Origin of the sequence: Burkholderia sp. Ac-20349 (genome assembly GCF_017104865.1) — a bacterium.
GTDB lineage: Bacteria > Pseudomonadota > Gammaproteobacteria > Burkholderiales > Burkholderiaceae > Burkholderia > Burkholderia aenigmatica.
The window spans coordinates 13,127-38,178 of sequence record NZ_JAAGPM010000058.1 but is presented as its reverse complement, the minus strand read 5'-3'; the positions used below and the strand labels follow the sequence as shown (position 1 = coordinate 38,178).

The 25,052-nt window shown below is 63.6% G+C and carries 25 protein-coding genes and 1 tRNA gene; all 26 read right to left on the bottom strand.

The features are described from left to right. Positions 1 to 29 precede the first annotated feature (29 nt). The 26 genes from G3N61_RS19960 to pnp all read right to left on the bottom strand — a co-directional run bounded on the left by G3N61_RS19960 (position 30) and on the right by pnp (position 24,796). Positions 30 to 506: a MaoC family dehydratase gene (locus G3N61_RS19960; RefSeq protein WP_205823391.1), complete on the bottom strand. Its 477-nt coding sequence runs from the start codon at positions 504 to 506 to the stop codon at positions 30 to 32. Next, complete coding sequence (locus G3N61_RS19955) at positions 503 to 964, bottom strand: MaoC family dehydratase (protein WP_043188805.1); 462 nt, start codon at positions 962 to 964, stop codon at positions 503 to 505. Before G3N61_RS19955 ends, G3N61_RS19960 begins: the two co-directional genes overlap by 4 nt. Positions 965 to 1,001: 37 nt before the next feature. Continuing rightward, positions 1,002 to 2,135, bottom strand: coding sequence for an acyl-CoA dehydrogenase (locus G3N61_RS19950; protein WP_205823390.1), 1,134 nt, complete (start codon positions 2,133 to 2,135; stop codon positions 1,002 to 1,004). Positions 2,136 to 2,154: 19 nt separating this feature from the next. Beyond that, positions 2,155 to 3,351, bottom strand: a complete 1,197-nt coding sequence (locus G3N61_RS19945; protein WP_043188810.1) for an acyl-CoA dehydrogenase family protein — start codon at positions 3,349 to 3,351, stop codon at positions 2,155 to 2,157. Between the two features lie 54 nt (positions 3,352 to 3,405). Then, a complete protein-coding gene (locus G3N61_RS19940; protein WP_043188814.1) occupies positions 3,406 to 3,828 on the bottom strand; it encodes a DUF1178 family protein in 423 nt (140 codons plus the stop codon). Between the two features lie 136 nt (positions 3,829 to 3,964). Beyond that, entirely contained in the window at positions 3,965 to 4,555 is a 591-nt protein-coding gene (locus G3N61_RS19935) for an NUDIX hydrolase (RefSeq protein WP_089450952.1), read from the bottom strand. A 36-nt stretch (positions 4,556 to 4,591) separates the two neighbouring features. Beyond that, positions 4,592 to 4,888, bottom strand: coding sequence for a DUF2818 family protein (locus G3N61_RS19930; protein WP_205823389.1), 297 nt, complete (start codon positions 4,886 to 4,888; stop codon positions 4,592 to 4,594). Further along, positions 4,888 to 6,342, bottom strand: a complete 1,455-nt coding sequence (gene nuoN, locus G3N61_RS19925) for an NADH-quinone oxidoreductase subunit NuoN (RefSeq protein ID WP_179258716.1) — start codon at positions 6,340 to 6,342, stop codon at positions 4,888 to 4,890. Before nuoN ends, G3N61_RS19930 begins: the two co-directional genes overlap by 1 nt. Positions 6,343 to 6,378: 36 nt before the next feature. Beyond that, positions 6,379 to 7,869 carry an NADH-quinone oxidoreductase subunit M gene (locus G3N61_RS19920; protein ID WP_043188824.1) on the bottom strand — a complete coding sequence of 497 codons (1,491 nt, stop codon included), beginning with the start codon at positions 7,867 to 7,869 and terminating at the stop codon, positions 6,379 to 6,381. Between the two features lie 16 nt (positions 7,870 to 7,885). Beyond that, positions 7,886 to 9,940 (bottom strand): NADH-quinone oxidoreductase subunit L, encoded by a 2,055-nt coding sequence (gene nuoL, locus G3N61_RS19915; protein ID WP_043188827.1) that lies wholly within the window; start codon positions 9,938 to 9,940, stop codon positions 7,886 to 7,888. Between the two features lie 17 nt (positions 9,941 to 9,957). Further along, the gene (gene nuoK / locus G3N61_RS19910) at positions 9,958 to 10,263 is read right to left on the bottom strand and encodes an NADH-quinone oxidoreductase subunit NuoK (protein WP_006478272.1); all 306 of its coding nucleotides are present in this window, start codon (positions 10,261 to 10,263) and stop codon (positions 9,958 to 9,960) included. 18 nt (positions 10,264 to 10,281) lie between these two features. Further along, positions 10,282 to 10,932: an NADH-quinone oxidoreductase subunit J gene (locus G3N61_RS19905; protein WP_043188829.1), complete on the bottom strand. Its 651-nt coding sequence runs from the start codon at positions 10,930 to 10,932 to the stop codon at positions 10,282 to 10,284. A gap of 112 nt (positions 10,933 to 11,044) precedes the next feature. Beyond that, positions 11,045 to 11,533, bottom strand: coding sequence for an NADH-quinone oxidoreductase subunit NuoI (nuoI, locus tag G3N61_RS19900; protein WP_011352695.1), 489 nt, complete (start codon positions 11,531 to 11,533; stop codon positions 11,045 to 11,047). A 12-nt stretch (positions 11,534 to 11,545) separates the two neighbouring features. Further along, positions 11,546 to 12,613, bottom strand: coding sequence for an NADH-quinone oxidoreductase subunit NuoH (gene nuoH, locus G3N61_RS19895; protein WP_043188836.1), 1,068 nt, complete (start codon positions 12,611 to 12,613; stop codon positions 11,546 to 11,548). Then, the gene (gene nuoG / locus G3N61_RS19890) at positions 12,614 to 14,944 is read right to left on the bottom strand and encodes an NADH-quinone oxidoreductase subunit NuoG (protein ID WP_089450954.1); all 2,331 of its coding nucleotides are present in this window, start codon (positions 14,942 to 14,944) and stop codon (positions 12,614 to 12,616) included. Positions 14,945 to 15,026: 82 nt separating this feature from the next. Continuing rightward, positions 15,027 to 16,337 (bottom strand): NADH-quinone oxidoreductase subunit NuoF, encoded by a 1,311-nt coding sequence (gene nuoF / locus G3N61_RS19885; RefSeq protein ID WP_043188842.1) that lies wholly within the window; start codon positions 16,335 to 16,337, stop codon positions 15,027 to 15,029. Beyond that, a complete protein-coding gene (gene nuoE, locus G3N61_RS19880; RefSeq protein ID WP_205823388.1) occupies positions 16,334 to 16,819 on the bottom strand; it encodes an NADH-quinone oxidoreductase subunit NuoE in 486 nt (161 codons plus the stop codon). The genes nuoF and nuoE overlap by 4 nt, the downstream gene beginning before the upstream one ends. 171 nt (positions 16,820 to 16,990) lie before the next feature. Further along, positions 16,991 to 18,244 carry an NADH-quinone oxidoreductase subunit D gene (locus G3N61_RS19875; protein ID WP_043188847.1) on the bottom strand — a complete coding sequence of 418 codons (1,254 nt, stop codon included), beginning with the start codon at positions 18,242 to 18,244 and terminating at the stop codon, positions 16,991 to 16,993. Between the two features lie 9 nt (positions 18,245 to 18,253). After that, on the bottom strand, positions 18,254 to 18,856 hold the full coding sequence (locus tag G3N61_RS19870; RefSeq protein ID WP_043188849.1) for an NADH-quinone oxidoreductase subunit C: 603 nt from the start codon (positions 18,854 to 18,856) through the stop codon (positions 18,254 to 18,256). A 21-nt stretch (positions 18,857 to 18,877) separates the two neighbouring features. Next, positions 18,878 to 19,357, bottom strand: a complete 480-nt coding sequence (locus G3N61_RS19865; RefSeq protein WP_006398799.1) for an NADH-quinone oxidoreductase subunit B — start codon at positions 19,355 to 19,357, stop codon at positions 18,878 to 18,880. A gap of 62 nt (positions 19,358 to 19,419) precedes the next feature. Next, positions 19,420 to 19,779 (bottom strand): NADH-quinone oxidoreductase subunit A, encoded by a 360-nt coding sequence (locus G3N61_RS19860; protein ID WP_006398798.1) that lies wholly within the window; start codon positions 19,777 to 19,779, stop codon positions 19,420 to 19,422. Positions 19,780 to 19,932: 153 nt separating this feature from the next. Next, positions 19,933 to 20,017: transfer RNA gene (locus tag G3N61_RS19855), tRNA-Leu, on the bottom strand. 112 nt (positions 20,018 to 20,129) lie between these two features. Then, positions 20,130 to 20,507, bottom strand: a complete 378-nt coding sequence (secG, locus tag G3N61_RS19850; RefSeq protein WP_174951394.1) for a preprotein translocase subunit SecG — start codon at positions 20,505 to 20,507, stop codon at positions 20,130 to 20,132. 72 nt (positions 20,508 to 20,579) lie between these two features. Next, a complete protein-coding gene (gene tpiA, locus G3N61_RS19845; RefSeq protein ID WP_205823387.1) occupies positions 20,580 to 21,335 on the bottom strand; it encodes a triose-phosphate isomerase in 756 nt (251 codons plus the stop codon). 141 nt (positions 21,336 to 21,476) lie between these two features. Continuing rightward, a complete protein-coding gene (locus G3N61_RS19840) occupies positions 21,477 to 22,496 on the bottom strand; it encodes an NAD(P)H-quinone oxidoreductase (RefSeq protein WP_043188856.1) in 1,020 nt (339 codons plus the stop codon). A gap of 152 nt (positions 22,497 to 22,648) precedes the next feature. Next, positions 22,649 to 24,796, bottom strand: coding sequence for a polyribonucleotide nucleotidyltransferase (gene pnp, locus G3N61_RS19835; RefSeq protein ID WP_043188858.1), 2,148 nt, complete (start codon positions 24,794 to 24,796; stop codon positions 22,649 to 22,651). Positions 24,797 to 25,052 lie beyond the last annotated feature (256 nt).

Sequence of the window (25,052 nt, the reverse complement as noted above, 5' to 3'; positions counted from 1 at the left end):
AGCGGCATCCGTGGATGCCACTCCTCGCTTCAGAAGTAATGCAGCGTGATGAATTCCGCCGCGCAAACCGGCAGTGGCGCGTCGGGACGCTCGACCTGCATCGTCACCGACCACGTCACCTGCACACCGCCTTTTGCGGCCTCGGCGGTTTCCTTTACCGCAAACAGCGCGCGCACACGTGCGCCGACCGGCACCGGCTTCAGGAACCGCACGCGGTTCAGTCCGTAGTTCACGCCCATCTTCTGCTCGAAACGCATCGCGTCGGCCATCAACGCCGGAATCAGCGACAGCGTCAGGAACCCGTGCGCGATCGGGCCGCCGAACGGCGACTCGCGCCGCGCGCGTTCGGGATCGACGTGAATCCATTGACGATCGCCGGTCGCATCGGCAAAGCCATCGACACGACGCTGGTCGATCGCCATCCAGCCGCTCGCGAGCGGCTCTGCGCCGACATGCGCCTGCAGCGCCTGTGCCGATGCGATCAGCGGCAAGGTCACGTCGGTCATGCTTGCTTGCCTCCCGGATGGCGCAGCCCGAAGATCACCTTGGTATGCACGGTGATCACCGTTTCGCCGGCACCGTTCACGCCGACCCACTCCGTCGACACGATGCCGCGGTCGGGCTTGCTCTCCGACACGCGCTTGTCGTGGACCTTCTGATACATCGTGATCGTATCGCCGGCGCGCACCGGCTTGAGCCAGCGGATCGAATCGATACCCGGCGAGCCCATGCTCGTCGAGTCCGACCCGAGCTTCTTGATGAGCAGGCTCATGAACACCGAACACGTATGCCAGCCGCTCGCAACGAGCCCGCCGAAATGCGATGCTTTCCCGGCTTCTTCGTCGAGGTGGAACGGCTGCGGGTCGTAGCGTTGCGCGAACGTCTTGATGTCGTCCGGTTCGAACGTGTAACGGCCCACTTCGGTGGTGCTGCCCACCACCAGGTCTTCGTAACTGATACCCACTGGGTGTCTCCTTGTCTGGCGCGCTCGCGCGTCGCCGTCACGCTGCGTCGGCCTGCGCGAAATCGGGCAGCGCCGCGATGCGGGCAAGATGATGATCGGTGTCGCCGAGCGTCGTCTCGATGATCGTCAGCCGCTTGAACAGGTGCGCAGCGGCGACCTCGTTGGTCACGCCCATGCCGCCGTGCAGTTGAACGGCCTGCTGGCCCACGAAGCGCGCGGCGGCGCCGACGCGCGCTTTCGCGGCCGACACGGCCTTGCGCCGCGCATCGGCATCGCCGCTCGCATAGCGCACGGCTGCCAGGTAGGTCAGCGAACGCGCCTGCTCGGCATGGATCAGCATGTCGACCATCCGGTGCTGCAGCGCCTGGAAACGCGCGATCGGCACGCCGAACTGCTCGCGCGTCTTCGTGTATTCGACCGTCGCGCGATTCAGTTCGTCGAGCGTACCGACCGCTTCCGCACACAGCAGGAACGTCGCGTAATCGGCAACCTGCTCGAGGGCCGCCGCATCGCGCGCACCGCCCGTCAGCAGTCGCGCCGGCGTTTCGTTGAGCTCGATCGTCGCGGCACGCTGTCCGTCGATCGTCCGGTAGTCGACCACCTTCGCATTCGCGGCATCCCGTTCAACGACGAAGAGGCCAATGCCACCGCCGTCGACGCGCGCGGGCACGATCCACGCATCCGCCTGTGCGCCATGCTGAACGACCGACTTCGTGCCGGTCAGCCGGACCGTGCCGCCCTGCTCGCGCGCATGGGTATCGAGTTCGAACAGGTCGTAGCGCGCATGCGGTTCGTGGAACGCGACTGCCACGCGCTTCTGCCCCTGCGCGACTGCCTCCAGCAGCGCGGCGTCCTCACCGGCGCCGGAGCCGGCGATGCGCAAGGCCTCGACGCCCACCGCCGTTGCCCAGTACGGCTCGATCACGAGCGCGCGGCCGAGCTCCTGCATCACGACCAGCATGTCGACCGGGCCACCGCCGAAACCGCCCTGTGCGTCCGGCACGGGCAGCGCGGCCAGCCCCAGCTCGGCGAACGCGCTCCATTGCGTGTCCGACACGCCCGCGTCACTGCGCACGATCGCCTGGCGTGCTTCGAAACCGTACTGCTCGCCGAGATAACGGCGCAGCGCGTCGGCAAACTGCTGCTGCTCATCGGTAAAGCTGAAATCCATGGTTGTCTCCGTTCCCTGATCACAGCCCCAGAATCATCTGCGCGATGATGTTCTTCTGGATCTCGTTCGAACCGCCGTAGATCGACGTCTTCCGGTAATTGAAGTAGTACGCGGCAAGCGGTGCCGCATCGTCGTCGCCCGCAATGCTGTGCTCGCGCTGGCCGTCGAGGAACGGTACGTCGAACGGTGCGGCGAGCGGGCCGATCGCATCGACCATCAGCTCGGTGAGCGCCTGCTGCACTTCCGTGCCCTTGATCTTCAGCATCGACGCCTCGGGGCCCGGCCCCTTGCCGCTCGTCTCTCGGCTGACGACGCGCAGCACCGTCACTTCAAGCGCCATCAGCTCGACCTCGAGCGCCGCGACCTTCGCGGCGAACACGGGATCGGCGAGCAACGGCTTGCCGTTCTTGCGCTGGTTCGACGCCACGCGCTTCAGGAACGCGAGCTCGCGCTTCGACGCGCCGACGCGCGCGATACCGGTGCGCTCATGGCCAAGCAGGTATTTCGCGTAGGTCCAGCCGCGATTCTCGTCGCCGACGAGATTCTCGACCGGCACCTTCACATCCTCGAAGAACACCTCGTTGACCTCGTGGTCCTCGTCGAGCATGACGATCGGGCGCACCGTGATGCCGGGTGTCTTCATGTCGATCAACAGGAACGAGATCCCCTCCTGTTTCTTCGCGGCCGGATCGGTGCGCACGAGGCAGAACATCATGTCGGCGTACTGGCCGAGCGTCGTCCAGGTCTTCTGGCCATTGACGATGTAGTGGTCGCCATGGCGCTCGGCGCGCGTGCGCAACGATGCGAGATCGGATCCCGAACCCGGCTCCGAGTAGCCCTGGCACCACCAGTCCGAGCCATCGAGAATGCGCGGCAGATAATGACGTTTCTGCGCTTCGCTGCCGTATTTCATCAACACCGGCGCGACCATCGATACGCCGAACGGCAGCACGGTCGGCGCGCCGATCCGTGCGCACTCCTCATCCCAGATGTGCCGCTGCGTCGCGTTCCAGCCCGGGCCGCCATATTCGACCGGCCAGGCGGGCGCGGACCAGCCGCGCTGGCCGAGAATCCGGTGCCAGCTCGCGAAATCCTCGCGGTCGAGTCGTTTGTGATCGAGTACTTTGGCGCGCAGTGCGTGAGGCAAGTTGGCCTCAAGCCAGGCGCGAACGTCGACGCGGAACGCGTCGTCCGAGGGGGAATAATCCAGATCCATGCGCAGTGTCTCCTGTCCGCAGCCATCCGGCCCGACGAAGACTCACTGCATACGTTATTGCAGCGGTTCTTTCAGCGCGGCAGGAATCGGCAGCGGCATCACGTCGATGCCTTCTTCGGCCAAGGATTGCGCATCTTCGGGCGTCGTGACGCCACGAATGCTGCGTGCCGGCGCCTCGTTGTAATGGATGCGCCGCGCTTCCTCAGCGAAGCGCTCGCCCACATTCTCGGTTTTCTCCAGCACCTCGCGCAGCGCACGCATCACCTGCGCCTGCAGTGCACGCGGATCGGCCGGCTGCGCCTGCGTCGCGCCCGACAGGTTCAGGCGCGGCGCCGACGGCAGACGGTTGACCTCGGTCGTTCCGCACACCGGGCATTCGACCAGCTTGCGGGACAACTGCGCTTCGAATTCATCGGCGGAAGCGAACCAGCCTTCGAACCGATGACCGTGCGGGCACTGTAAATCGAGGACCTTCATGCTGAATCAGGGCGTGTGACGAGTGTAGCGCAAAAAGCCGTTTTGTGAACGGTCGTGCTAAAAATTGGACGCGCGACGCGGAGGCGTCGCGTCATCGGATTGTAACGCGGCGCCCCACCCGCCGCTGACGCCGCACTCAGGGCGTCAGGACCGGCCCGAGCGGCCACGTGCCGGACAGCACCTTGTCGAGCCACATCGTGCCGATGATCGTCTTCACGTCGGAGATCTGGCCCGTGCGCACCCATTCCTGCAGATCGGCTTGCGTCGCGGTGAAGGTTTCGAGGAATTCGCCTTCATCGAGCTTGCGCTCGCCGGCCGTCAGCCCGCGCGCCAGGTACAGGTCGATGAATTCGGTCGAATAGGAAATGATCGGGTGAATCCGGGCCAGGAATACGTACTCGCGTGCGGTGTAACCCGTTTCCTCGCGCAGTTCGCGCACCGCGCATGCGAGCGCGCCTTCGTTCGGATCCAGCTTGCCGGCCGGGAATTCGGCCATCACCTTGCCGATCGGGTAGCGATACTGGCTTTCCATCAGCACGCGGCCGTCGTCGAACAGCGGGATCACCATCACCGCGCCCGGATGCTGGACGTATTCGCGCGTGGCCTGCTTGCCGTCCGGCAGACGGACGGTATCGCGCTTGAGCTTGAGGAACGCGCCTTCGAAGATCGCCTCGCTTTCGAGGCAGGTTTCGGTCAGTGCGGCGTCGTGATTGGGTAGTTCGGCCATCGGCGGCTCCAAAATTGAGCGCGACGGCCGAAGCCGTCAGCGTCGTTTGACGAGATACTGGAACGTGAAGCCGGGAAACGCGAACACGACGAACAAACTGAACGTGATCGCGTAGAACTGCCAGCCCTGTTCGAAGCGGTTGCCGGCGCGCGACTCGAGCCAGAAGCCGAGCGCGCCAACGATGAAGTACAGCACGATCAGCTCGCCGATCCGTACCCACCCGCTCTTCTTCGACGCACCGAACGGCACGACGGCGAAGAGGCGTTGGTTCAGGAACGGCAGGTTGGCGCAGACGAGCGCCAACAGCACGATAAACCAGCCGGCTGCCGACATTACAGCGGCAACGTGTGACGAATTGCCTGCAGGCAAGCCGTCAGCAGCGGGCTCGGGATCAGGCCGAGCACGACGACCGCGAGGCCGTTCAGCACGAGGATCGTGCGCTTGCAGAAATCGCCCGAGATCGGCGTCACATCCTGCGGTGCATCGAAGTACATCAGCTTCACGATGCGCAGGTAGTAGAACGCGCCGAACAGCGACGTGATCACGGCCAGCACGGCCAGCCACGTGAGGCCCGCGTTGACGGTCGCCTCGAGCACGGCGAGCTTCGCGTAGAAGCCGACGGTCGGCGGGATACCTGCCAGCGAGAACATCATGACCATCATCACGAACGCGAACACCGGGCTGCGCTTGTTGAGGCCCTTGAAGTCGTCGATCGTTTCGGCTTCGAAATCGCGGCGCGCAAGCAGCATCACCACGCCGAACGAGCCGAGCGTCGTGATCAGGTAGACGATCGCGTAGAACATCGCCGAGCTGTATGCATTCGCCGGTGCCGCCGCGTCGCCCTTCACGATACCCGCGAGCAGGCCGAGCAGCACGAAGCCCATGTTCGAGATCGCCGAGTACGCGAGCATCCGCTTGATGTTGCGCTGGACGATACCGGTGATGTTACCGACGATCAGCGACAGCGCAGCGAGGATCACGAGCGCGGTTTGCCAGTTCTGTGCGAGCGGCAGCAGGCCCATCACCAGGAAACGCAGACCCCACGCGAACGCGGCAACCTTCGGGCCGCCGCCGACGAACAGCGTCATCGCGGTCGGTGCGCCTTGATAGACGTCCGGCACCCACATGTGGAACGGCACGGCGCCGAGCTTGAACGCGATACCGGCGACGATGAAGACCACGCCGAACATCAGCACGGCTGCGTCGGTGTTGCCGCCGACCGCCTTGTACACCTCGCCCAGCTCGAGCGAGCCGGTCGCGCCGTAGAGCATCGAGATGCCGTACAGCACGAAGCCCGACGCGAGCGCGCCCAGCACGTAGTACTTCATCGCGGCTTCGCTCGACTGTGCAGCGTCGCGGCGCAGCGCGATGACGGCGTACAGCGACAGCGACATCAGTTCGAGACCGAGGTACAGCGTCAGGAAGTTGTTGCCCGACACCATGACCAGCTGACCGAGCAGCGAGAACATGCCGAGCAGGAACACGTCGCCGCGGAACATGTCGCGATCTTCGAGGTACTTGCGCGAATAGACGAGCGAGACCGCGAAACCGAACGACACGACCGCCTTCATCATGCTCGCGAACGAGTCGACGACGATCATCTTCGAGAAGAAGTAGTACTGCTGCGGGTCGAGTGCCTGCACCGCGAACCACACGCCGGCAACGACCGACGATACGACCGCGATCAGATAAGTCAGACGGCGGCCGGAAGCACCGGTAAAGGTGTCGTTCAGCCATGCGACGACGATGGCGGCCATCACCAGCGCGTCAGGCAACAGGACATTCATAGGAGCGTTCATGATCTTGAGTTCCTCCGCTCGCGATTACTGGGCCAGCGGCAGCTTCGACTGCGCGACATGGGAGAGGAGGTTTTCCACGGAAACGTGCATCACGTCGGTGAAAGGCTTCGGATACAGGCCCATCAGCATCGTGAACGCGGCGAGCACGGCCAGCATCACGAATTCGCGACGGCCGATGTCCTTCAGCTTGGCAACGTGATCGTTCGCAACCGCGCCGAAGTACACGCGCTTGTACATCCACAGCGTGTAAGCAGCACCGAGGATCAGCGTGAATGCCGCACCGAATGCGATCCAGAAGTTGTACTGGACGGCAGCGAGAATCACCATGAACTCGCCGACGAAACCCGACGTGCCCGGCAGGCCGCAGTTGGCCATCGAGAACAGCATCGCGAAGGCCGCGAACTTCGGCATCACGTTGACGACACCACCGTAATCGGCGATCTGGCGCGAGTGCACGCGGTCGTACAGCACGCCGATGCAGAGGAACATCGCGCCCGACACGAAGCCGTGCGAGATCATCTGGATGATCGCGCCTTCGACGCCGAGCTGGTTGAAGATGAAGAAGCCGAGCGTGACGAAGCCCATGTGCGCGATCGACGAATACGCGACCAGCTTCTTCATGTCGGACTGCACCATCGCGACGAGGCCGATGTAGATCACCGCGATCAGCGACAGCGTGATCACGACGGGTGCCAGGAAGTGGCTCGCGTCAGGCGTGATCGGCAGCGAGAAGCGCAGGAAACCGTATGCGCCGAGCTTCAGCATGATCGCAGCCAGCACGACCGAGCCGCCCGTCGGCGCTTCCACGTGCGCATCCGGCAGCCAGGTGTGGACCGGCCACATCGGCACCTTCACTGCGAATGCGAGGAAGAAGGCAATGAACAACAGTATCTGCGGCGTCATCGCGATCTTCGCGTTCTGCCACGTCGCGAGGTCGAACGAATGCGTTTCCGTGTACAGATAGATCAGTGCGACCAGCATCAGCAGCGAGCCGGCCAGCGTGTACAGGAAGAACTTGAATGCTGCATACACGCGGTTCGGGCCGCCCCACACGCCGATGATGATGTACATCGGGATCAGGGTCGCTTCGAAGAACACGTAGAACAGCAGGCCGTCGGCCGCCGAGAAGACGCCGATCATGATCCCGGACAGGATCAGGAACGCCGCGAGGTACTGCGCGACGTTCTCGGTGATCACTTCCCATGCGGCGATCACGACGATCACCGTGATCAGCGCGGTCAGCACGACGAACCACATCGAGATGCCGTCGACGCCGAGGTGATACGCGATGTCGAAGCGTTCGATCCAGGTCGAGTTCTCGACGAACTGCAGCGCAGCCGTGCTCGAATCGAAGCCCGTGATCAACGGGATCGTGACCGCCAGGCCGAGCAGCGAACCGATCAGCGCAATCCAGCGGGCCGTCCCCGGATTTTTATCGTTACCCACCGCGAGCACGAGGAGGCCGAAAACGATCGGCAGCCAGATCGCGGTACTGAGAATCGGAAAAGCGTGCATTAAGTTGTCCCCCGCCTTATTTGCCGCCGAGCGTTACAAACAGGGTCAGGAGCCCCAGCATGCCGATGATCATGGCGAACGCGTAGTGATAGATGTAACCGGATTGGAGGAAGCGGATCACGCTGGCGAACCAGCCAATGAACCGGGCGCTGCCGTTGACGAGGCCGTCGATCACCACGACGTCACCCTCCTTCCACAGGCCGCGGCCGATCGCCACCGAACCGCGGGCGAACACCACTTCGTTGATCTTGTCCATGTAGTACTTGTTGTCCAGCAGCGTGTAGATCGGGCCGAACGCGCGGCGGATCGACGCCGGCAGTTCCGGACGCTTCAGGTACAGGAACCACGCGACAACGACACCGGCGAGTGCGAGCCAGACCGGCAGGCCCGACACCGAGTGCAGACCCATGCCCACCCAGCCGTGGAACTCTTCGGCCATCTCGGCCAGTGCCGGATGGTTTTCGCCGATGAAGATCACCTTGTCGAATGCAACGCCGTGCTGGAAGAAGTCACCGAACAGCATCGGGCTGATCGCGAACGCACCGATGATGACCGACGGGATCGCCAGCAGGACCAGCGGCACCCACACGACCCACGGGGTCTCGTGCGGCTCGTGCGCGTGGTCGTCATGACCGTGGCCATGGCCGTGATCGTCGTGGCCGTGTGCAGCCGCCATGCCCATCGGCGATTCCGGATGCTTCGGCTTGCGGAAGCGCTCTTCACCGTGGAACACCAGGAAGTACATGCGGAACGAGTACAGCGCCGTGACGAACACGCTCGCGACCACCGCGAAGTATGCGAAGCCCGAACCCGGCAGGTGCGACAGCTTCACTGCGTCGATGATCGAGTCCTTCGAGTAGAAGCCCGAGAAGAACGGCGTGCCGATCAGCGCGAGCGAACCGACGAGCGACGTGATCCACGTGATCGGCATGTACTTGCGCAGGCCGCCCATGTTGCGCATGTCCTGGTCGTGGTGCATGCCCATGATGACCGAGCCGGCGCCGAGGAACAGCAGCGCCTTGAAGAACGCGTGCGTCATCAGGTGGAACACGGCAACCGGGTAAGCGGACACGCCGAGCGCGACGGTCATGTAGCCGAGCTGCGACAGCGTCGAGTACGCGACCACGCGCTTGATGTCGTTCTGGACGATGCCGAGGAAGCCCATGAAGAGCGCCGTGATCGCGCCGATCACCGTGATGAACGACAGCGCGGTATCCGACAGTTCGAACAGCGGCGACATGCGCGACACCATGAAGATGCCGGCGGTCACCATCGTCGCCGCGTGAATCAGCGCGGAGATCGGGGTCGGGCCTTCCATCGAGTCCGGCAGCCACACGTGCAGCGGGAACTGTGCCGACTTACCCATCGCGCCGATGAACAGGCAGATACAGGCCACGGTCAGCAGGCCCCAGTCGGTGCCCGGGAAGTGCAGGCTCGCGAGTTCCGCGCGCTTCGCAAACACTTCGCCGTAGTTCATCGAACCCGCGAATGCGAGCAGCAGGCCGATGCCGAGCAGGAAGCCGAAGTCGCCCACGCGGTTCACGAGGAACGCCTTCATGTTCGCGTAGATCGCGCTCTCACGCGTGAAGTAGAAGCCGATCAGCAGGTACGACACCAGACCCACCGCTTCCCAGCCGAAGAACAGCTGCAGGAAGTTGTTGCTCATCACGAGCATCAGCATCGAGAACGTGAACAGCGAGATGTACGAGAAGAAGCGCTGGTAGCCGTCCTCTTCCGCCATGTAGCCGATCGTGTACACGTGCACCATCAGCGAGACGAAGGTCACGACGACCATCATCATCGCGGTCAGCGAATCGACGAGGAAGCCGACTTCGAGCTTCAGCGAACCGACGTTCATCCATTCGTAGACGGTCGCGTTGAAGCTTGCGCCGCCCATCACGTCGAAGAAGACTTTCGCCGACAGGAGGAACGCGATCATTACGCCGAGGATCGTGATCCGGTGTGCGCCCTTGCGCCCGACTGCGTTCCCGAACAGCCCCGCAATCAGCGAGCCGGCCAGCGGAGCGAGCGGAATCGCCAGCAGCAGGTTTTCATTGAGTGTCGTTGACATAACAGCGTTGCCTGAAATTAACCTTTGAGCTGATCGAGATCCTCGACATTGATCGTGTCGAGCTTACGGAACAGGGTCACCAGAATCGCGAGGCCGATCGCGGCTTCCGCTGCGGCGACCGTCAGCACGAAGAACACGAAAATCTGGCCGTGCACATCGCCGAGGTAATGCGAAAACGCGACGAAGTTGGTGTTCACCGCCAGCAGCATCAGTTCGATCGACATCAGGATGATGATGACGTTGCGGCGGTTCAGGAAAATCCCGACGATCGCGATCGCAAAAAGGATCGCGCCGAGTACGAGGTAGTGAGCCAGAGTCAGCATGGTTTTCTTTTCCTCCGCTTAGCCGTTGGTGCTCGAACCGGCTTCGCTCTGCGCCGTTTCCGGCTGCGGCTTTTCCGCTTCCATCTTCACGAGGCGCACGCGGTCGTTGCGGCGCACCTTGACCTGATCCGACACGCGCTGGCGCTTGCTGTCCTTGCCCTTGCGCTCGGTCAGCCCGATTGCGGCAATGATCGCGACCAGCAGCACGAGGCCGGCGATTTCAAACGCGAAGATGTAGTCGGTGTAGATCACCTTGCCGATCAGTCGCGTGTTCGACCACTTGGCCATCTCGCCCGTCGCCATCGCGTGCACCGTCTGCGTGTCGCCGTAGCCGCGCCACAGGATCAGCGCGGTTTCGATCACGATGATCGCGCCGACCACGGTCGCCATCGGGACGAAGCGTTTGAAGTCGCGACGCAGGTAGTCGATGTTGATGTCCAGCATCATCACGACGAACAGGAACAGCACCATCACGGCGCCCACGTAGACCAGCACCAGCAGGATCGCGAGGAACTCCGCTTCCAGCAGCATCCAGATCGCGGCGGCGTTGAAGAACGCCAGCACAAGGAAAAGCGCAGACGCCACCGGGTTGCGCGAAGTGATCACCTTCAGCCCTGATACCACCAGGAGCAGCGCGAAGATGTAGAACAGTACGGTCGTGAATTCCATGATTACCGGTTCATCGTTAGGCCATAGTCAGGCGCGGCTTGCGGGACGCTCTTGCGAGCCGCACCCGTCGCGGCGGCTCGGCCCGTGCTTCGGGCCGGCACTGCAAACACAATCAACGATACGGCGCGTCGGCAGCCTTCGCCGCTGCGATGTCCTTCTCGTAGCGATCGCCCACTGCGAGCAGCATTTCCTTCGTGAAATACAGGTCGCCGCGCTTTTCGCCGTGGTACTCGAGAATCTGCGTCTCGACGATCGAATCGACCGGGCAGCTCTCTTCGCAGAAACCGCAGAAGATGCACTTCGTCAGGTCGATGTCGTAGCGCGTCGTGCGGCGCGTGTTGTCCGCGCGCGTTTCCGATTCGATCGTGATCGCCATCGCGGGGCACACGGCCTCGCACAGCTTGCACGCGATGCAGCGCTCTTCGCCGTTTTCGTAGCGGCGCAGTGCATGCAGCCCGCGGAAACGCGGCGAAATCGGCGTCTTTTCTTCCGGGAACTGCACGGTGACCTTGCGCTTGAACGTGTAACGGCCGGTCAGCGCGAGCCCCTGCAGCAGCTCGGTCAGGAAGAAGGTCTTAAAGAAGTGTTGGATTGCGCTCATGATTTCGTCCGATTACTTCACCCAGATGTTGAGCGGCGACATCATCCAGAAGCCGACCACGACCACCCAGACCACCGTGACGGGCAGGAACACCTTCCAGCCCAAGCGCATGATCTGGTCGTAACGGAAACGCGGGAACGTCGCGCGAACCCAGATGAACACCGACAGCAGCGCGAATATCTTCAGCACCAGCCAGAAGATGCCCGGAATGAACGACAGGAATTCGAACGGTGCATCCCAGCCGCCGAGGAACAGCGTCGCAGTCAGCGCCGAGATCACGATCATGTTGATGTACTCGGCGAGGAAGAACAGCGCGAACGCCATACCCGAGTAATCGATCATGTGACCCGCGACGATTTCCGACTCCCCTTCCACCACGTCGAACGGGTGGCGGTTCGTTTCGGCGATGCCCGAGATGAAGTACACGACGAACGCCGGCAGCAGCGGCAGCCAGTTCCACGACAGGAAGTTCACGCCGTGGCCAGCGAAGAAGCCGTGTTGCTGCGAGCCGACGATTTCCGACATGTTCAGGCTGCCGGCCGTCATCAGCACGAGCACCAGCGCGAAGCCCATCGAGATTTCGTACGAGACCATCTGCGCCGCGGCGCGCATCGCACCGAGAAATGCGTACTTCGAGTTCGACGCCCAGCCGGCGAGAATCACCGCGTACACGCCGATCGACGAGATCGCCATCGCGTACAGCAGGCCCGCGTTGATGTCCGCGAGCACGGCCTTGGCCTGGAACGGGATCACCGCCCACACGGCGAACGCCGGCACGACGGTCATCACCGGCGCGATCAGGTACAGCCAGCGGCTGGCGGCGCTCGGCTGAATGACTTCCTTCAGCAGCAGCTTCAGCACGTCGGCGATCGGCTGCAGCAGGCCGCCAGGGCCGACGCGGTTCGGGCCGAGACGCACGTGCATCCAGCCGATCAGCTTGCGTTCCCACAGAATCAGGTACGCGACGCACAGCAGGATGACGACGGAGACGACGAGGATGCGCACGACTGCCCACACCGTCGGCCACGCGAAGCCGAGAAGCTGGGACCCGCCCGCGTTGATCGTATCGAACAAGCTCATTTACGCCTTCTCCACCACCAGTTCACCGGACAGGCTACCGAGCGCTGCGCCGGCAGGCGTCGCCGCCGACACGCGAACGACGGTCTCCGCAAGATTCGCGTCGCGCACGGCCGGCAACTGCACCGCACGCTCGCCCTGGCGCACGCGCACCGCGTCGCCTTCCTTCAAGCCCAGCTTGTCGAACAGCGCGGCCGGCAGGGCTGCGGCATTCGCCGCCTTCGCTGCGGCCGTCAGGTGCAGTGCACCTGCGCGGCGCACGAGTGCGTCGGCGTGATAGATCGGCACATCGGCCAGGCGCTCGAACCCGCCGTTCGCGGCATTCGCCGCGACGCGCACCGGTGCGACCGACGTCTGGTTCGACAGGCGGCCCGCGACGCCGGCGTCGCCGAGCGCTGCGAGACGCACTTCTTCCGAGGTCTCGTATTCGAAGTTCGGCAGGCCGAGCAGGCTGCCGAGCACGCGCAGCACCTTCCAGCCCGGACGCGTGTCGCCGAGCGGGCGCACGACGCCGTTGAAGCTCTGCACGGTGCCTTCCGCATTCACGTACGTGCCGGCCGTTTCCGTGAACGGCGCGACCGGCAGCAGCACGTCGGCGTAGTCGAGGCCGTGCTTGAACGGCGACATCACGACGACCATCTCAGCCTGGTTCAGTGCCGCAAGCGCCTGCGCCGGATCGGCGGTGTCGAATTCCGGTTCGACGTTCAGCAGCACGTAGCCCTTGCGCGGCTGCGCGAACGCTTCGCGTGCGTTCAGGCCACCTTCGCCCGGCAGTGCGCCGACGACGTGCGCACCGACCGTGTTCGCCGCTTCCGTCAGGAAGCCGAACGTGGCGCCGGTGTTGTCGGCGATCCACTTGGCGACCGCGTGCAGCTTGGCGAATTCCGGATGGCGGACCGCGACGTTGCCGAGCAGCACTGCGCGGCGTTCGCCGTTCGCGAGCGACTGGGCGACAGCCTGTGCAGCCGGCGATGCCGTGACGCCCGCGAGCGTGTCGGGCAGCGCGACGCCGCGCAGTTGCGCGACGGCCGCGGCGATACCGGCCAGCTCGTCGAGCCATGCGGACGGCGCAGCAACGATGCGTTGCGCGGTCGGGATCAGTGCGTCGTCACCGGTTGCGTGCAGGAAGTGCAGCTTCGCGCCGTTCTTCGCGGCCTGACGCAGGCGGGCGGCGAACAGCGGGTGGTCGCGGCGCAGGAACGAACCGACGACGAACGCGGCGTCCACGTTCGACAGGTCGGCGATCGGCATGCCGAGCCACGGCGCGCCCTGGACCGGCGCCGAGAAATCCTGCTGGCGCAGACGGAAGTCGACGTTCGGCGTCTTCAGTTCGTTGGCGAGCTGCTTCACGAGGAACAGCTCTTCAGCGGTGCTGTGCGCGCTCGCGAGCATCGCCAGCGCGTTCGCGCCGTGATCCGCAGCGATGCCCTTCAGGCCCTTCGCGACGTATTCGAGTGCGGTCTGCCAGTCGGTTTCGATCCACTGGCCGCCCTGCTTCAGCATCGGCTTCGTCAGGCGCTCTTCGCTGTTGAGGCCTTCATACGAGAAGCGATCCTTGTCCGAGATCCAGCATTCGTTGACGGATTCGTTCTCGAACGGCAGCACGCGCATCACGCGGTTGTTCTTCACTTGCACGACGAGGTTCGCACCGACGGAATCGTGCGGGCTCACCGACTTGCGGCGCGACAGTTCCCACGTCCGGGCGCTGTAGCGGAACGGCTTGCTGGTCAGCGCGCCGACCGGGCACAGGTCGATCATGTTGCCCGACATTTCGGAATCGACCGTCTTGCCGACGAACGTCGTGATTTCCGAGTGCTCGCCGCGGCCCAGCATGCCGAACTCCATCACGCCGGCGATTTCCTGACCGAAGCGGACGCAGCGCGTGCAGTGGATGCAGCGCGACATTTCTTCCATCGAGATCAGCGGGCCCACGTTCTTGTGGAACACCACGCGCTTCTCTTCCGCGTAGCGCGACGACGACTTGCCGTAACCGACCGCCAGATCCTGCAGCTGGCATTCGCCGCCCTGATCGCAGATCGGGCAGTCGAGCGGGTGGTTGATGAGGAGGAATTCCATCACCGACTGCTGCGCCTTCACGGCCTTGTCGGATTGCGTATGGACGATCATGCCGGCCGACACGGGGGTCGCACAGGCAGGCACGGCCTTCGGCATCTTCTCGACTTCGACGAGACACATCCGGCAGTTGGCCGCAACCGACAGTTTCTTGTGATAGCAGAAGTGAGGAATGTACTTATCCGCCTTGTGCGCAGCCTGGATCACCATGCTGCCTTCGGGCACCTCGACCTTCTTGCCGTCTATTTCAAGTTCAACCATGATGGTGAATGGTCCTTAACCTATTTCCGCCCGTTCGCGCCTTCGCCCGACCGTGCGCTCAAATTCCGCAACCGGGTACGCTTCAGGCTGCCGCTGCGTGCGCGTGGCCGCCGACCATGCAGTGCTTGTGCTCGACGTGGTACGCGAATTCGTCCCAGTAGTGCTTGAGCATCCCGCGTACCGGCATCGCCGCCGCATCGCCGAGTGCACAGATCGTGCGGCCCATGATGTTCTCGGCAACCGAGTTCAGCAGGTCCAGATCTTCCTGGCGCCCTTCGCCGTGCTCGATACGATTCACGACGCGATACAGCCAGCCGGTGCCTTCACGGCACGGCGTGCACTGGCCGCACGATTCCTCGTAGTAGAAGTACGACAGGCGCAGCAGCGAGCGCACCATGCAGCGCGTCTCGTCCATCACGATCACCGCGCCGGAACCGAGCATCGAGCCCGCCTTCGCGATCGAATCGTAGTCGAGATCCGTCTGCATCATGATGTCGCCCGGGATCACCGGTGCCGACGAACCGCCCGGAATCACGGCCTTGATCTTCTTGCCGCCGCGCATCCCGCCGGCGAGCTCCATCAGCGTCGCGAACGGCGTGCCGAGCGGCACTTCGTAGTTGCCCGGACGCTCGACGTCGCCCGACACCGAGAAAATCTTCGTGCCGCCGTTGTTCGGCTTGCCGATCTCGAGGTAATTCTGCGGCCCGATGGACAGCAGGAACGGCACCGCGGCGAACGTTTCGGTGTTGTTGATCGTGGTGGGCTTGCCGTACACGCCGAAGCTCGCCGGGAACGGCGGCTTGAAGCGCGGCTGGCCCTTCTTGCCCTCGAGCGACTCGAGCAGTGCCGTTTCTTCGCCGCAGATGTACGCGCCGTAACCGTGGTGCGCGTGCAGCTGGAACGAGAATTCCGAGCCCATGATGTTGTCGCCGAGGAACCCGGCAGCGCGCGCTTCATCGAGCGCGGCTTCGAAGCGTCGATACACTTCGAAGATTTCGCCGTGGATGTAGTTGTAGCCGACGGTGATGCCCATCGCGTACGCGCCGATGGCCATGCCTTCGATCAGCGCATGCGGGTTCCAGCGCAGGATGTCGCGATCCTTGAACGTGCCCGGTTCGCCTTCGTCCGAGTTGCAGACGAGGTACTTCTGCCCCGGGAACTGGCGCGGCATGAAGCTCCACTTCAGGCCGGTCGGGAAGCCCGCACCGCCCCGGCCACGCAGGCCCGACGCCTTGACGTCGGCGATCACCTGCTCGGGCGAAATCTTTTCTTCGAGAATGCGGCGCAGCTGCTTGTAGCCGCCGCGCGCGACGTAATCTTCGAGATGCCAGTTCTCGCCGTTCAGACCAGCGAGGATCAGCGGTTTGATGTGACGGTCGTGGAGGGACGTCATTTCGAGAGCTCCTCAAGCAGCTGGTCGATCTTCTCGCGGCTCATGAAGCTGCACATTCTGTGGTTGTTCACCAGCAGCACCGGTGCATCGCCGCACGAGCCCATGCATTCGCCTTCCTTCAGCGTGAACTTGCCGTCGGGCGTGGTCTCGCCGAAGCCGATGCCCAGCTTCTGTTTCAGGTAGTCGGCAGTCGCTTCCGCGCCGCCGTACGGGCCAAGCTGGCACGGCAGGTTCGTACAGAGCGTGATCTTGTGCTTGCCGACCGGGTTGAGCTCGTACATCGTGTAGAACGTCGCGACTTCCTGCACGGCAACGGCCGGCATGCCGAGATAGTCCGCAACGAACTGCATCAGTTCGGGCGACAGCCAGCCGTGCTCTTCCTGAGCAACGGCCAACGCCGACATCACGGCGGACTGTTTCTGATCGGCGGGATACTTCGTCAACGCTCGATCGATTTCCTTCAGGCCTTCAGCTGAGATCATTTTCAGACACGACTCTTTCAATTCCTACCGAACGAACAACCTGCCGCACACTGGGGTACATGGACGGCAGACCTGGCGCTCACTGTTGACAGCTTGCGAAGCCGCGCCGGTTCAGCGCGCATCGCGTGTGACTTGCTGCTCGCCGCCCGCTCGCGCGGGCGGCGCTAACCATTAGCGATCGATTTCGCCGAACACGATGTCCTGCGTACCGATGATCGTGACGGCATCGGCGATCATGTGACCGCGTGCCATTTCGTCGAGCGACGCCAGGTGCGCGAAACCCGGTGCGCGAATCTTGAGGCGATACGGCTTGTTGGCACCATCCGACACGAGGTAGATGCCGAACTCACCCTTCGGATGCTCGACCGCCGCGTACGCTTCGCCTTCCGGCACATGGAAACCTTCGGTGAAGAGCTTGAAGTGGTGAATCAAGTCTTCCATGTTGGTCTTCATGCCGACGCGCGACGGCGGGGCAACCTTGTGATTGTCCGTCATCACCGGGCCCTGATTCTTGCGGAGCCACTCAATACACTGTTTCGCGATACGGATCGACTGGCGCATTTCTTCGACGCGCACCAGATAGCGGTCGTAGCAATCGCCGTTCACGCCGACCGGCACATCGAAATCCATGCGATCGTACACTTCGTACGGCTGCTTCTTGCGCAGATCCCAGGCAATGCCCGAGCCGCGCAGCATCGGGCCCGTCAGGCCCATCTGCAGCGCACGTTCCGGGCTGACCACGCCGATCCCGACCAGACGCTGCTTCCAGATCCGGTTGTCGGTGAGCAGCGTTTCGTATTCGTCGACGCACTTCGGGAAGCGCGTGAAGAAGTCGTCGATGAAGTCGAGCACCGAGCCGCTGCGCGCTTCGTTCATCTTCGCGAGCGCCTTCTCGTTACGGATCTTCGACGCCTTGTATTGCGGCATTGCGTCAGGCAGGTCGCGATAGACGCCGCCCGGACGGTAGTACGCCGCGTGCATCCGGGCACCGGACACCGCTTCGTACACGTCCATCAGGTCTTCGCGTTCGCGGAATGCGTACAGGAACACGGCCATCGCGCCGACGTCGAGTGCGTGCGCGCCGATCCACATCAGGTGGTTCAGCACGCGCGTGATCTCGTCGAACAGCACGCGGATGTACTGCGCGCGCTCAGGCACTTCGATGCCGAGCAGCTTTTCGATCGCGAGCACGTAGCCGTGCTCGTTGACCATCATCGACACGTAGTCGAGACGGTCCATGTACGGCACGGACTGGATGAACGTTTTGGATTCCGCGAGCTTTTCGGTCGCGCGGTGCAGCAGGCCGATGTGCGGATCGGCACGCTGGATGACTTCGCCGTCGAGCTCGAGCACGAGGCGCAGCACGCCGTGCGCTGCCGGGTGCTGCGGGCCGAAGTTGAGCGTGTAGTTCTTGATTTCTGCCATGACGCCCCCTTAATGTTTCAGACCGCCATAGCGATCCTCGCGGATCACGCGCGGCGTGATTTCGCGCGGCTCGATCGTCACCGGCTGGTACACGACCCGCTTCTCTTCCGGGTCGTAACGCATTTCGACGTAGCCCGACACCGGGAAGTCCTTGCGGAACGGGTGGCCGATGAAGCCGTAGTCGGTGAGGATGCGGCGCAGGTCGGGGTGGCCTTCGAACACGATGCCGTACAGGTCGAACGCTTCGCGCTCGTACCAGTTCGCGGAGGTCCAGATGTCGACCAGCGATGCCACGATCGGCAGGTCGTCGTCCGGCGCGAATGCGCGCAGGCGCAGGCGCCAGTTGTTCGTGACCGACAGCAGGTGCGACACGGCCGCGAAACGCGGGCCGTCGTAAGCGCCGTCGCCGAAGGTCTGGTAGTCGACGCCGCACAGGTCGATCAGTTGCTCGAAACGGAGCTTCGGATCGTCGCGCAGCATCTTTGCGACTTCGAGGTAATCGCTCGCCTTCACGACGAGCGTCAGTTCACCGATCGCTTCGGTGAGGCTCACCACGCGCGCGCCGAGCGCGGCTTCGAGGTTTGCCTTGAGGGTCTCGATTTTGCTTGCCATATTGAGGGGACGCTCGGGGCTTTATTGACGGGCGATGGTATTGGTGCGACGGATCTTCGCCTGAAGCTGGATCACGCCATAGACCAGCGCCTCGGCTGTGGGCGGACAGCCCGGCACGTAGACGTCGACCGGCACGATCCGGTCGCAGCCGCGGACCACCGAGTACGAGTAGTGGTAGTAGCCACCGCCGTTCGCGCACGACCCCATCGAGATCACCCAGCGCGGCTCGGCCATCTGGTCGTACACGCGACGGAGCGCGGGCGCCATCTTGTTGCAGAGCGTGCCGGCGACGATCATCACGTCCGACTGACGCGGACTCGGGCGAAACACGACGCCGAACCGGTCCAGGTCGTAACGGGCCGCGCCCGCATGCATCATTTCGACGGCGCAACACGCGAGTCCGAACGTCATCGGCCACAGCGAGCCAGTACGCGTCCAGTTGATCAGCTTGTCAGCCGTCGTGGTGACAAACCCTTCCTTCAAGACCCCTTCGATACTCATTTGCTTTCCACTCCAGACGAGCGACCGAGCGTGGCCGCCCATGCAAACCGGCGATTAACCCATCACTCCCAGTCGAGGCCGCCTTTCTTCCAGATATAGGCAAAGCCCAGCAGGAATTCGAGCAGAAAAATCATCATTGCGATGAAACCCGGCCAGCCGATATCCCGGAGCGCGACGCCCCACGGAAACAGGAATGCGGTTTCGAGATCGAAGATGATGAACAGGATGGCGACGAGGTAGTACCGGACGTCGAATTTCATCCGGGCGTCTTCAAAGGCTTCGAAGCCGCACTCGTACGGTGCGTTCTTCTCGACGTCCGGCTTGTTGGGACCAAGGAGCTTGCCGATGCTGACCAGCGCTATACCTAAACCAGTGCCCACTAGGAGGAACAACAAGACGGGGTAATAGGCTGCGAGGTTCAAGGCAATCCTCTATCGGTTGGTTCTGAGCGTCCGGAGAATACCACTTCCGGCGGAAGGAATCATTTCGGAGTGCATGCAATCGCAAGACAACCGCAAGCACACCCCAGAAATGAAAAATGCCAGCCACTAGAAGCGGCTGGCATTGAGTAACTTTGGTGCCGACGGCGAGACTCGAACTCGCACAGCTTTCGCCACTACCCCCTCAAGATAGCGTGTCTACCAATTTCACCACGTCGGCACTGCATGCAACCGGGGTTGTAACTACTTGTTTCCCGCGAATCGCTTCAAGAATTAAATTCTAACCTGACTTCCAGAATTGTTCAACGCACAAACGCAAAAATTTTAACTTTTTATTTCGGGACGTCCTGGCCCGGCGCGCTTGCAGCCGAACCCGCGGCAGCGGATGCCGCGACAGCCGGTGCCGATGCTGCAGGCGCCGATGCCGGTGCGGTCGCAACCCCACCCAGCACGCCTGCCGACGGCGTCGACTTGTACGAACCGAGGTACGTCAGCGTGAGCGTCGCAACGAAGAAGATCGTCGCGAGAATGCCCGTTGTGCGCGACAGGAAGTTCGCCGAGCCCGTTGCACCGAACAGGCTGCCCGACGCGCCGCTGCCGAACGCAGCGCCCATGTCGGCACCCTTGCCGTGCTGCAGCAGCACGAGACCAATCACACCGAGTGCAGACAGCACCTGCACCACAATAATCAGCGTCTTGAATAACAGCATCACACCCACCCGAATGGATCAGGCGACCGGACCGACCGGCCGCCATCATGGTTCAATTCGATCGCAGACCGCTCAGCGCGCGGCCCGGCAGATCGCCAGGAAATCTTCCGCCTTCAGCGACGCGCCGCCGATCAGGCCACCGTCGATGTCCGGCTGCGCGAACAGCTCTTCCGCGTTGTCCGGCTTCACGCTGCCGCCGTACAGCACGGACACGTCCGCCGCGCCCTTTGCCGCGAGACGCGCACGCAGGAACGCGTGCACGTCCTGTGCCTGCGCCGACGTCGCGCTCTTGCCCGTGCCGATCGCCCAGACCGGCTCGTATGCGACGACGATGCGCTCAGCCTCGTCGGCCGTCAGCACGGCCAGCACCGCGTCGAGCTGCGCACCGACCACCTGCTCGGTCGCACCCGACTCGCGCTCGTCGAGCGTCTCGCCGACGCACACGACAGGCGTGAGCCCCGCCGCAAGCGCGCGCTGCGTCTTCGCCGCGACCGTCTCGTTGCGCTCGCCGTGATACGCGCGGCGCTCCGAGTGCCCGACGATCGCATAGCGTGCGCCGAACTCCGCGACCATCGCGGCCGCCACTTCACCGGTGAACGCGCCCTGCTCGTGCGCCGACACGTCCTGCGCACCCCAGGCGACACGGCCACCGTCGAGCTGCGCCTGAACCTGCGCGAGATACGGGAACGGCACGCACACGCCGACCGACGTTTCGGCCGCCACCGCGCCCGCGCCCTGCACCACTTCGTTCAGCAACGCCTGGTTGCCGGCCAGCCGGCCGTGCATCTTCCAGTTGCCGATCACACGCTTAGTTCTCTGTTTCGACATCGTGTCTGTCTCGTCACCGCTTGGTCATTAACGCGCCGGAAACCGGCCGTCAGGTTTGATCTGGCGAAGCAAACCGGCGATTTTACTGCGCGCGGCTTGAACCGGTCAAACCGCGCATGTCAAGCCCGGCCGCATGGGCCGTCAGGCGTTCGTACCCCAATCGAGCACGATCTTGCCGGTGTGCTCGCTGCTTTCCATCAGCGCGTGCGCCTGCGCGGCGTCCGCGGCCGGCAATACGCGATAGATCACCGGCTTGATACGGCCATCGGCGAGCAGCGGCCACACGCGCGACTTCAGTTGCGCGGCGATCTGCGCCTTGAACTCGACCGGACGCGGGCGCAGCGTCGAACCCGTGATCGTCAGCCGGCGACGCAGGATCTCGCCCAGGTTGACGTCGGCCTTCGCGCCGCCGAGCAGCGCGATCAGCACGAGACGGCCGCCATCCGCGAGCGCGGACAGCTCGCGCGGCACGTACGAGCCCGCCACCATGTCGAGGATCACGTCGACGCCGCGATCGTGCGTCAGCGACTTCACGACCTCGACGAAGTCTTCCGTCTTGTAGTTGATCGCGCGTTCGGCGCCGAGCGCCTCGCATGCGCGGCACTTGTCGGCTGTACCGGCCGTCGCGAACACGCGAAAGCCGAGCGCATGCGCGATCTGGATCGCCGTCACGCCGATGCCGCTCGAACCGCCCTGCACGAGCAGCGTTTCCTGCTCGCCGCCCTCGCCCGCGCCGAGCTGCGCACGGTCGAACACGTTGCTCCATACGGTGAAAAACGTTTCGGGCAGCGACGCGGCCTCGATATCGGTCAGTCCGTCGGGCACCGGCAGGCACTGCAGCAGCGGTGCGACCGCATACTCCGCATAGCCACCGCCCGCGAGCAGCGCGCACACGCGGTCGCCCAGCTTCAGGCCGAACGGGTTCTGCGCGGCGTCGGACAGGTCGCCACCAACGATCTCGCCCGCGACCTCGAGGCCAGGCAGATCCGACGCACCCGGCGGCGGCGCATAGGCGCCCTTGCGCTGGAACACGTCAGGCCGGTTCACACCGGAAGCCGCCACCTTGATCAGCACTTCGCCGCGCTTCGGTTCGGGGCGCGGGCGCTCCGCAAGCTTCAGCACGTCGGGGGCACCGAATTCGGTGATTTCGATGGCTTTCATGGTGATGGTCGCTCCAGGATCAGGATCGGAATCGGATGGCGCGCCCGCTTGCGGCACGGGCGCCTGACCGGCGCTGCTGCGCCGCACAACGATGCTACAGAAAAAACGGCCGGCACGCTTTCGCACTGCCGGCCGTTGGTCCGCCTGTCCGCTTACTGCTGCGGCGGCGTGTCCGACTGCGACGCCGCCGCTGCTTCATTCAGCAGCGCCTTCGCCGACAGACGCACACGACCCTTTTCGTCCGTCTGGATGACCTTGACCTTCACTTGCTGGCCTTCCTTCAGGTAGTCGTTGATGTCCTTCACACGCTCGTTGACGATTTCCGAGATGTGCAGCAGGCCATCCTTGCCCGGCAGCAGGTTCACGATCGCGCCGAAATCGAGCAGCTTCAGAACCGTGCCTTCGTACACCTGGCCGACTTCGATTTCTGCCGTGATGTTCTCGATGCGCTTCTTCGCTTCGGCCATGCCGTCGCTGTTCGTGCTCGCGATCGTCACGACGCCGTCGTCGGAGATGTCGATGGTCGTGCCGGTTTCTTCCGTCAGCGCGCGGATCACCGAACCGCCCTTGCCGATCACGTCGCGGATCTTTTCCGGGTTGATCTTGATCGTGATCATGCGCGGCGCGAATTCCGACAGTTGCGTGTTCGCACCCGAGACCGCCGACGTCATCTTGCCGAGGATGTGCATGCGGCCTTCCTTCGCTTGCGCGAGCGCGACCTGCATGATTTCCTTCGTGATGCCCTGGATCTTGATGTCCATCTGCAGTGCCGTCACGCCTTGCTCCGTGCCGGCCACCTTGAAGTCCATGTCGCCGAGGTGATCTTCGTCGCCGAGGATGTCGGTCAGCACCGCGAACTTGTTGCCTTCGAGGATCAGGCCCATCGCGATACCCGCGACGTGTGCCTTCATCGGCACGCCGGCGTCCATCAGCGCGAGGCAGCCGCCGCACACCGATGCCATCGACGACGAACCGTTCGATTCGGTGATTTCCGACACGACGCGGATCGAGTAGCCGAATTCGTCGGCGCTCGGCAGGCACTTGACCAGCGCGCGCTTCGCGAGGCGGCCGTGGCCGATTTCGCGGCGCTTCGGCGAGCCGACGCGGCCCGTTTCGCCGGTCGCGAACGGGGGCATGTTGTAGTGGAGCATGAAGCGCTCGCGGTACTCGCCTTCGAGCGCGTCGATGATCTGCTCGTCACCCTTCGTGCCGAGCGTCGCGACGACCAGCGCCTGCGTCTCGCCACGCGTGAACAGCGCCGAGCCGTGGGTACGCGGCAGCACGCCGGTGCGGATCTCGATCGGGCGCACGGTGCGCGTGTCGCGGCCGTCGATACGCGGCTCGCCGTTCAGGATCTGCGAACGGACGATCTTGGCTTCGATGTCGAACAGCACGTTGCCGACCGTTGCCTTGTCGGCTGCGACCGTACCCGCTGCCAGCGCATCTTCCTCGAGCTTCGCCGAGGTTGCTGCGTAGACTTCCTTCAGCTTCGTCGAACGTGCCTGCTTGTCGCGGAGCTGGTAAGCAGCGAGCAGTTCGTTCTGTGCCAGCTCGGTCACGCGCGCGATCAGCGCTTCGTTCTTCGGTGCCGGCTGCCAGTCCCACTCGGGCTTGCCGCCTTCGCGCACCAGTTCGTGGATCGCGTCGATCGCGACCTGCATTTGCTCGTGACCGAACACCACGGCGCCCAGCATCACGTCTTCCGACAGTTGATCGGCTTCCGATTCAACCATCAGCACCGCACGTTCCGTACCGGCGACGACGAGGTCGAGGCTCGATGCCTTGATCTGGTCACGCGTCGGGTTCAGCACGTACGCGTTGTCGATGTAGGCCACGCGAGCGGCACCGACCGGGCCGTTGAACGGCAGGCCCGACACGGCGAGCGCAGCCGATGCGCCGATCAGCGCGGGGATGTCCGCCGGGATTTCCGGGTTCACGGACAGCACGTGGATCACGACCTGGACTTCGTTGTAGAAGCCTTCCGGGAACAGCGGGCGCAGCGGACGGTCGATCAGGCGCGACGTCAGCGTCTCATGCTCCGACGGACGGCCTTCGCGGCGGAAGAAGCCGCCCGGGATCTTGCCGGCCGAGTAGGTCTTCTCGAGGTAGTCGACGGTCAGCGGGAAGAAATCCTGGCCCGGCTTCGCCGACTTCGCGCCGACGACGGTTGCCAGCACGACGGTGTCTTCGACGTCGACGATCACCGCACCGCTCGCCTGGCGAGCGACTTCACCGGTTTCGAGGCGCACCTTGTGCTGGCCCCACTGGAATTCCTTCACGACCTTGTTGAACATGGACATGGTTGCTCCTTTGAATTCATGCATTTCATTCGCCGCGCCGGCCATCCAGCACGGCGGCGTCCCGACCGAATCACCCGGAGCAAGGTGTGTTTTTTATGCCATTCCAGCGCGGCGCTCATGCAGCGACGCGCTGGAATGACACAAATCCTGCCCCGGTATCAGTCGTTGCGGCAGCCCCGCACGAACGTGCCGGACAGCCTGCGATGCGTGTGACGCTACGCACCGCGCAAAAACAAAATGCCTGTATCAGCGGACT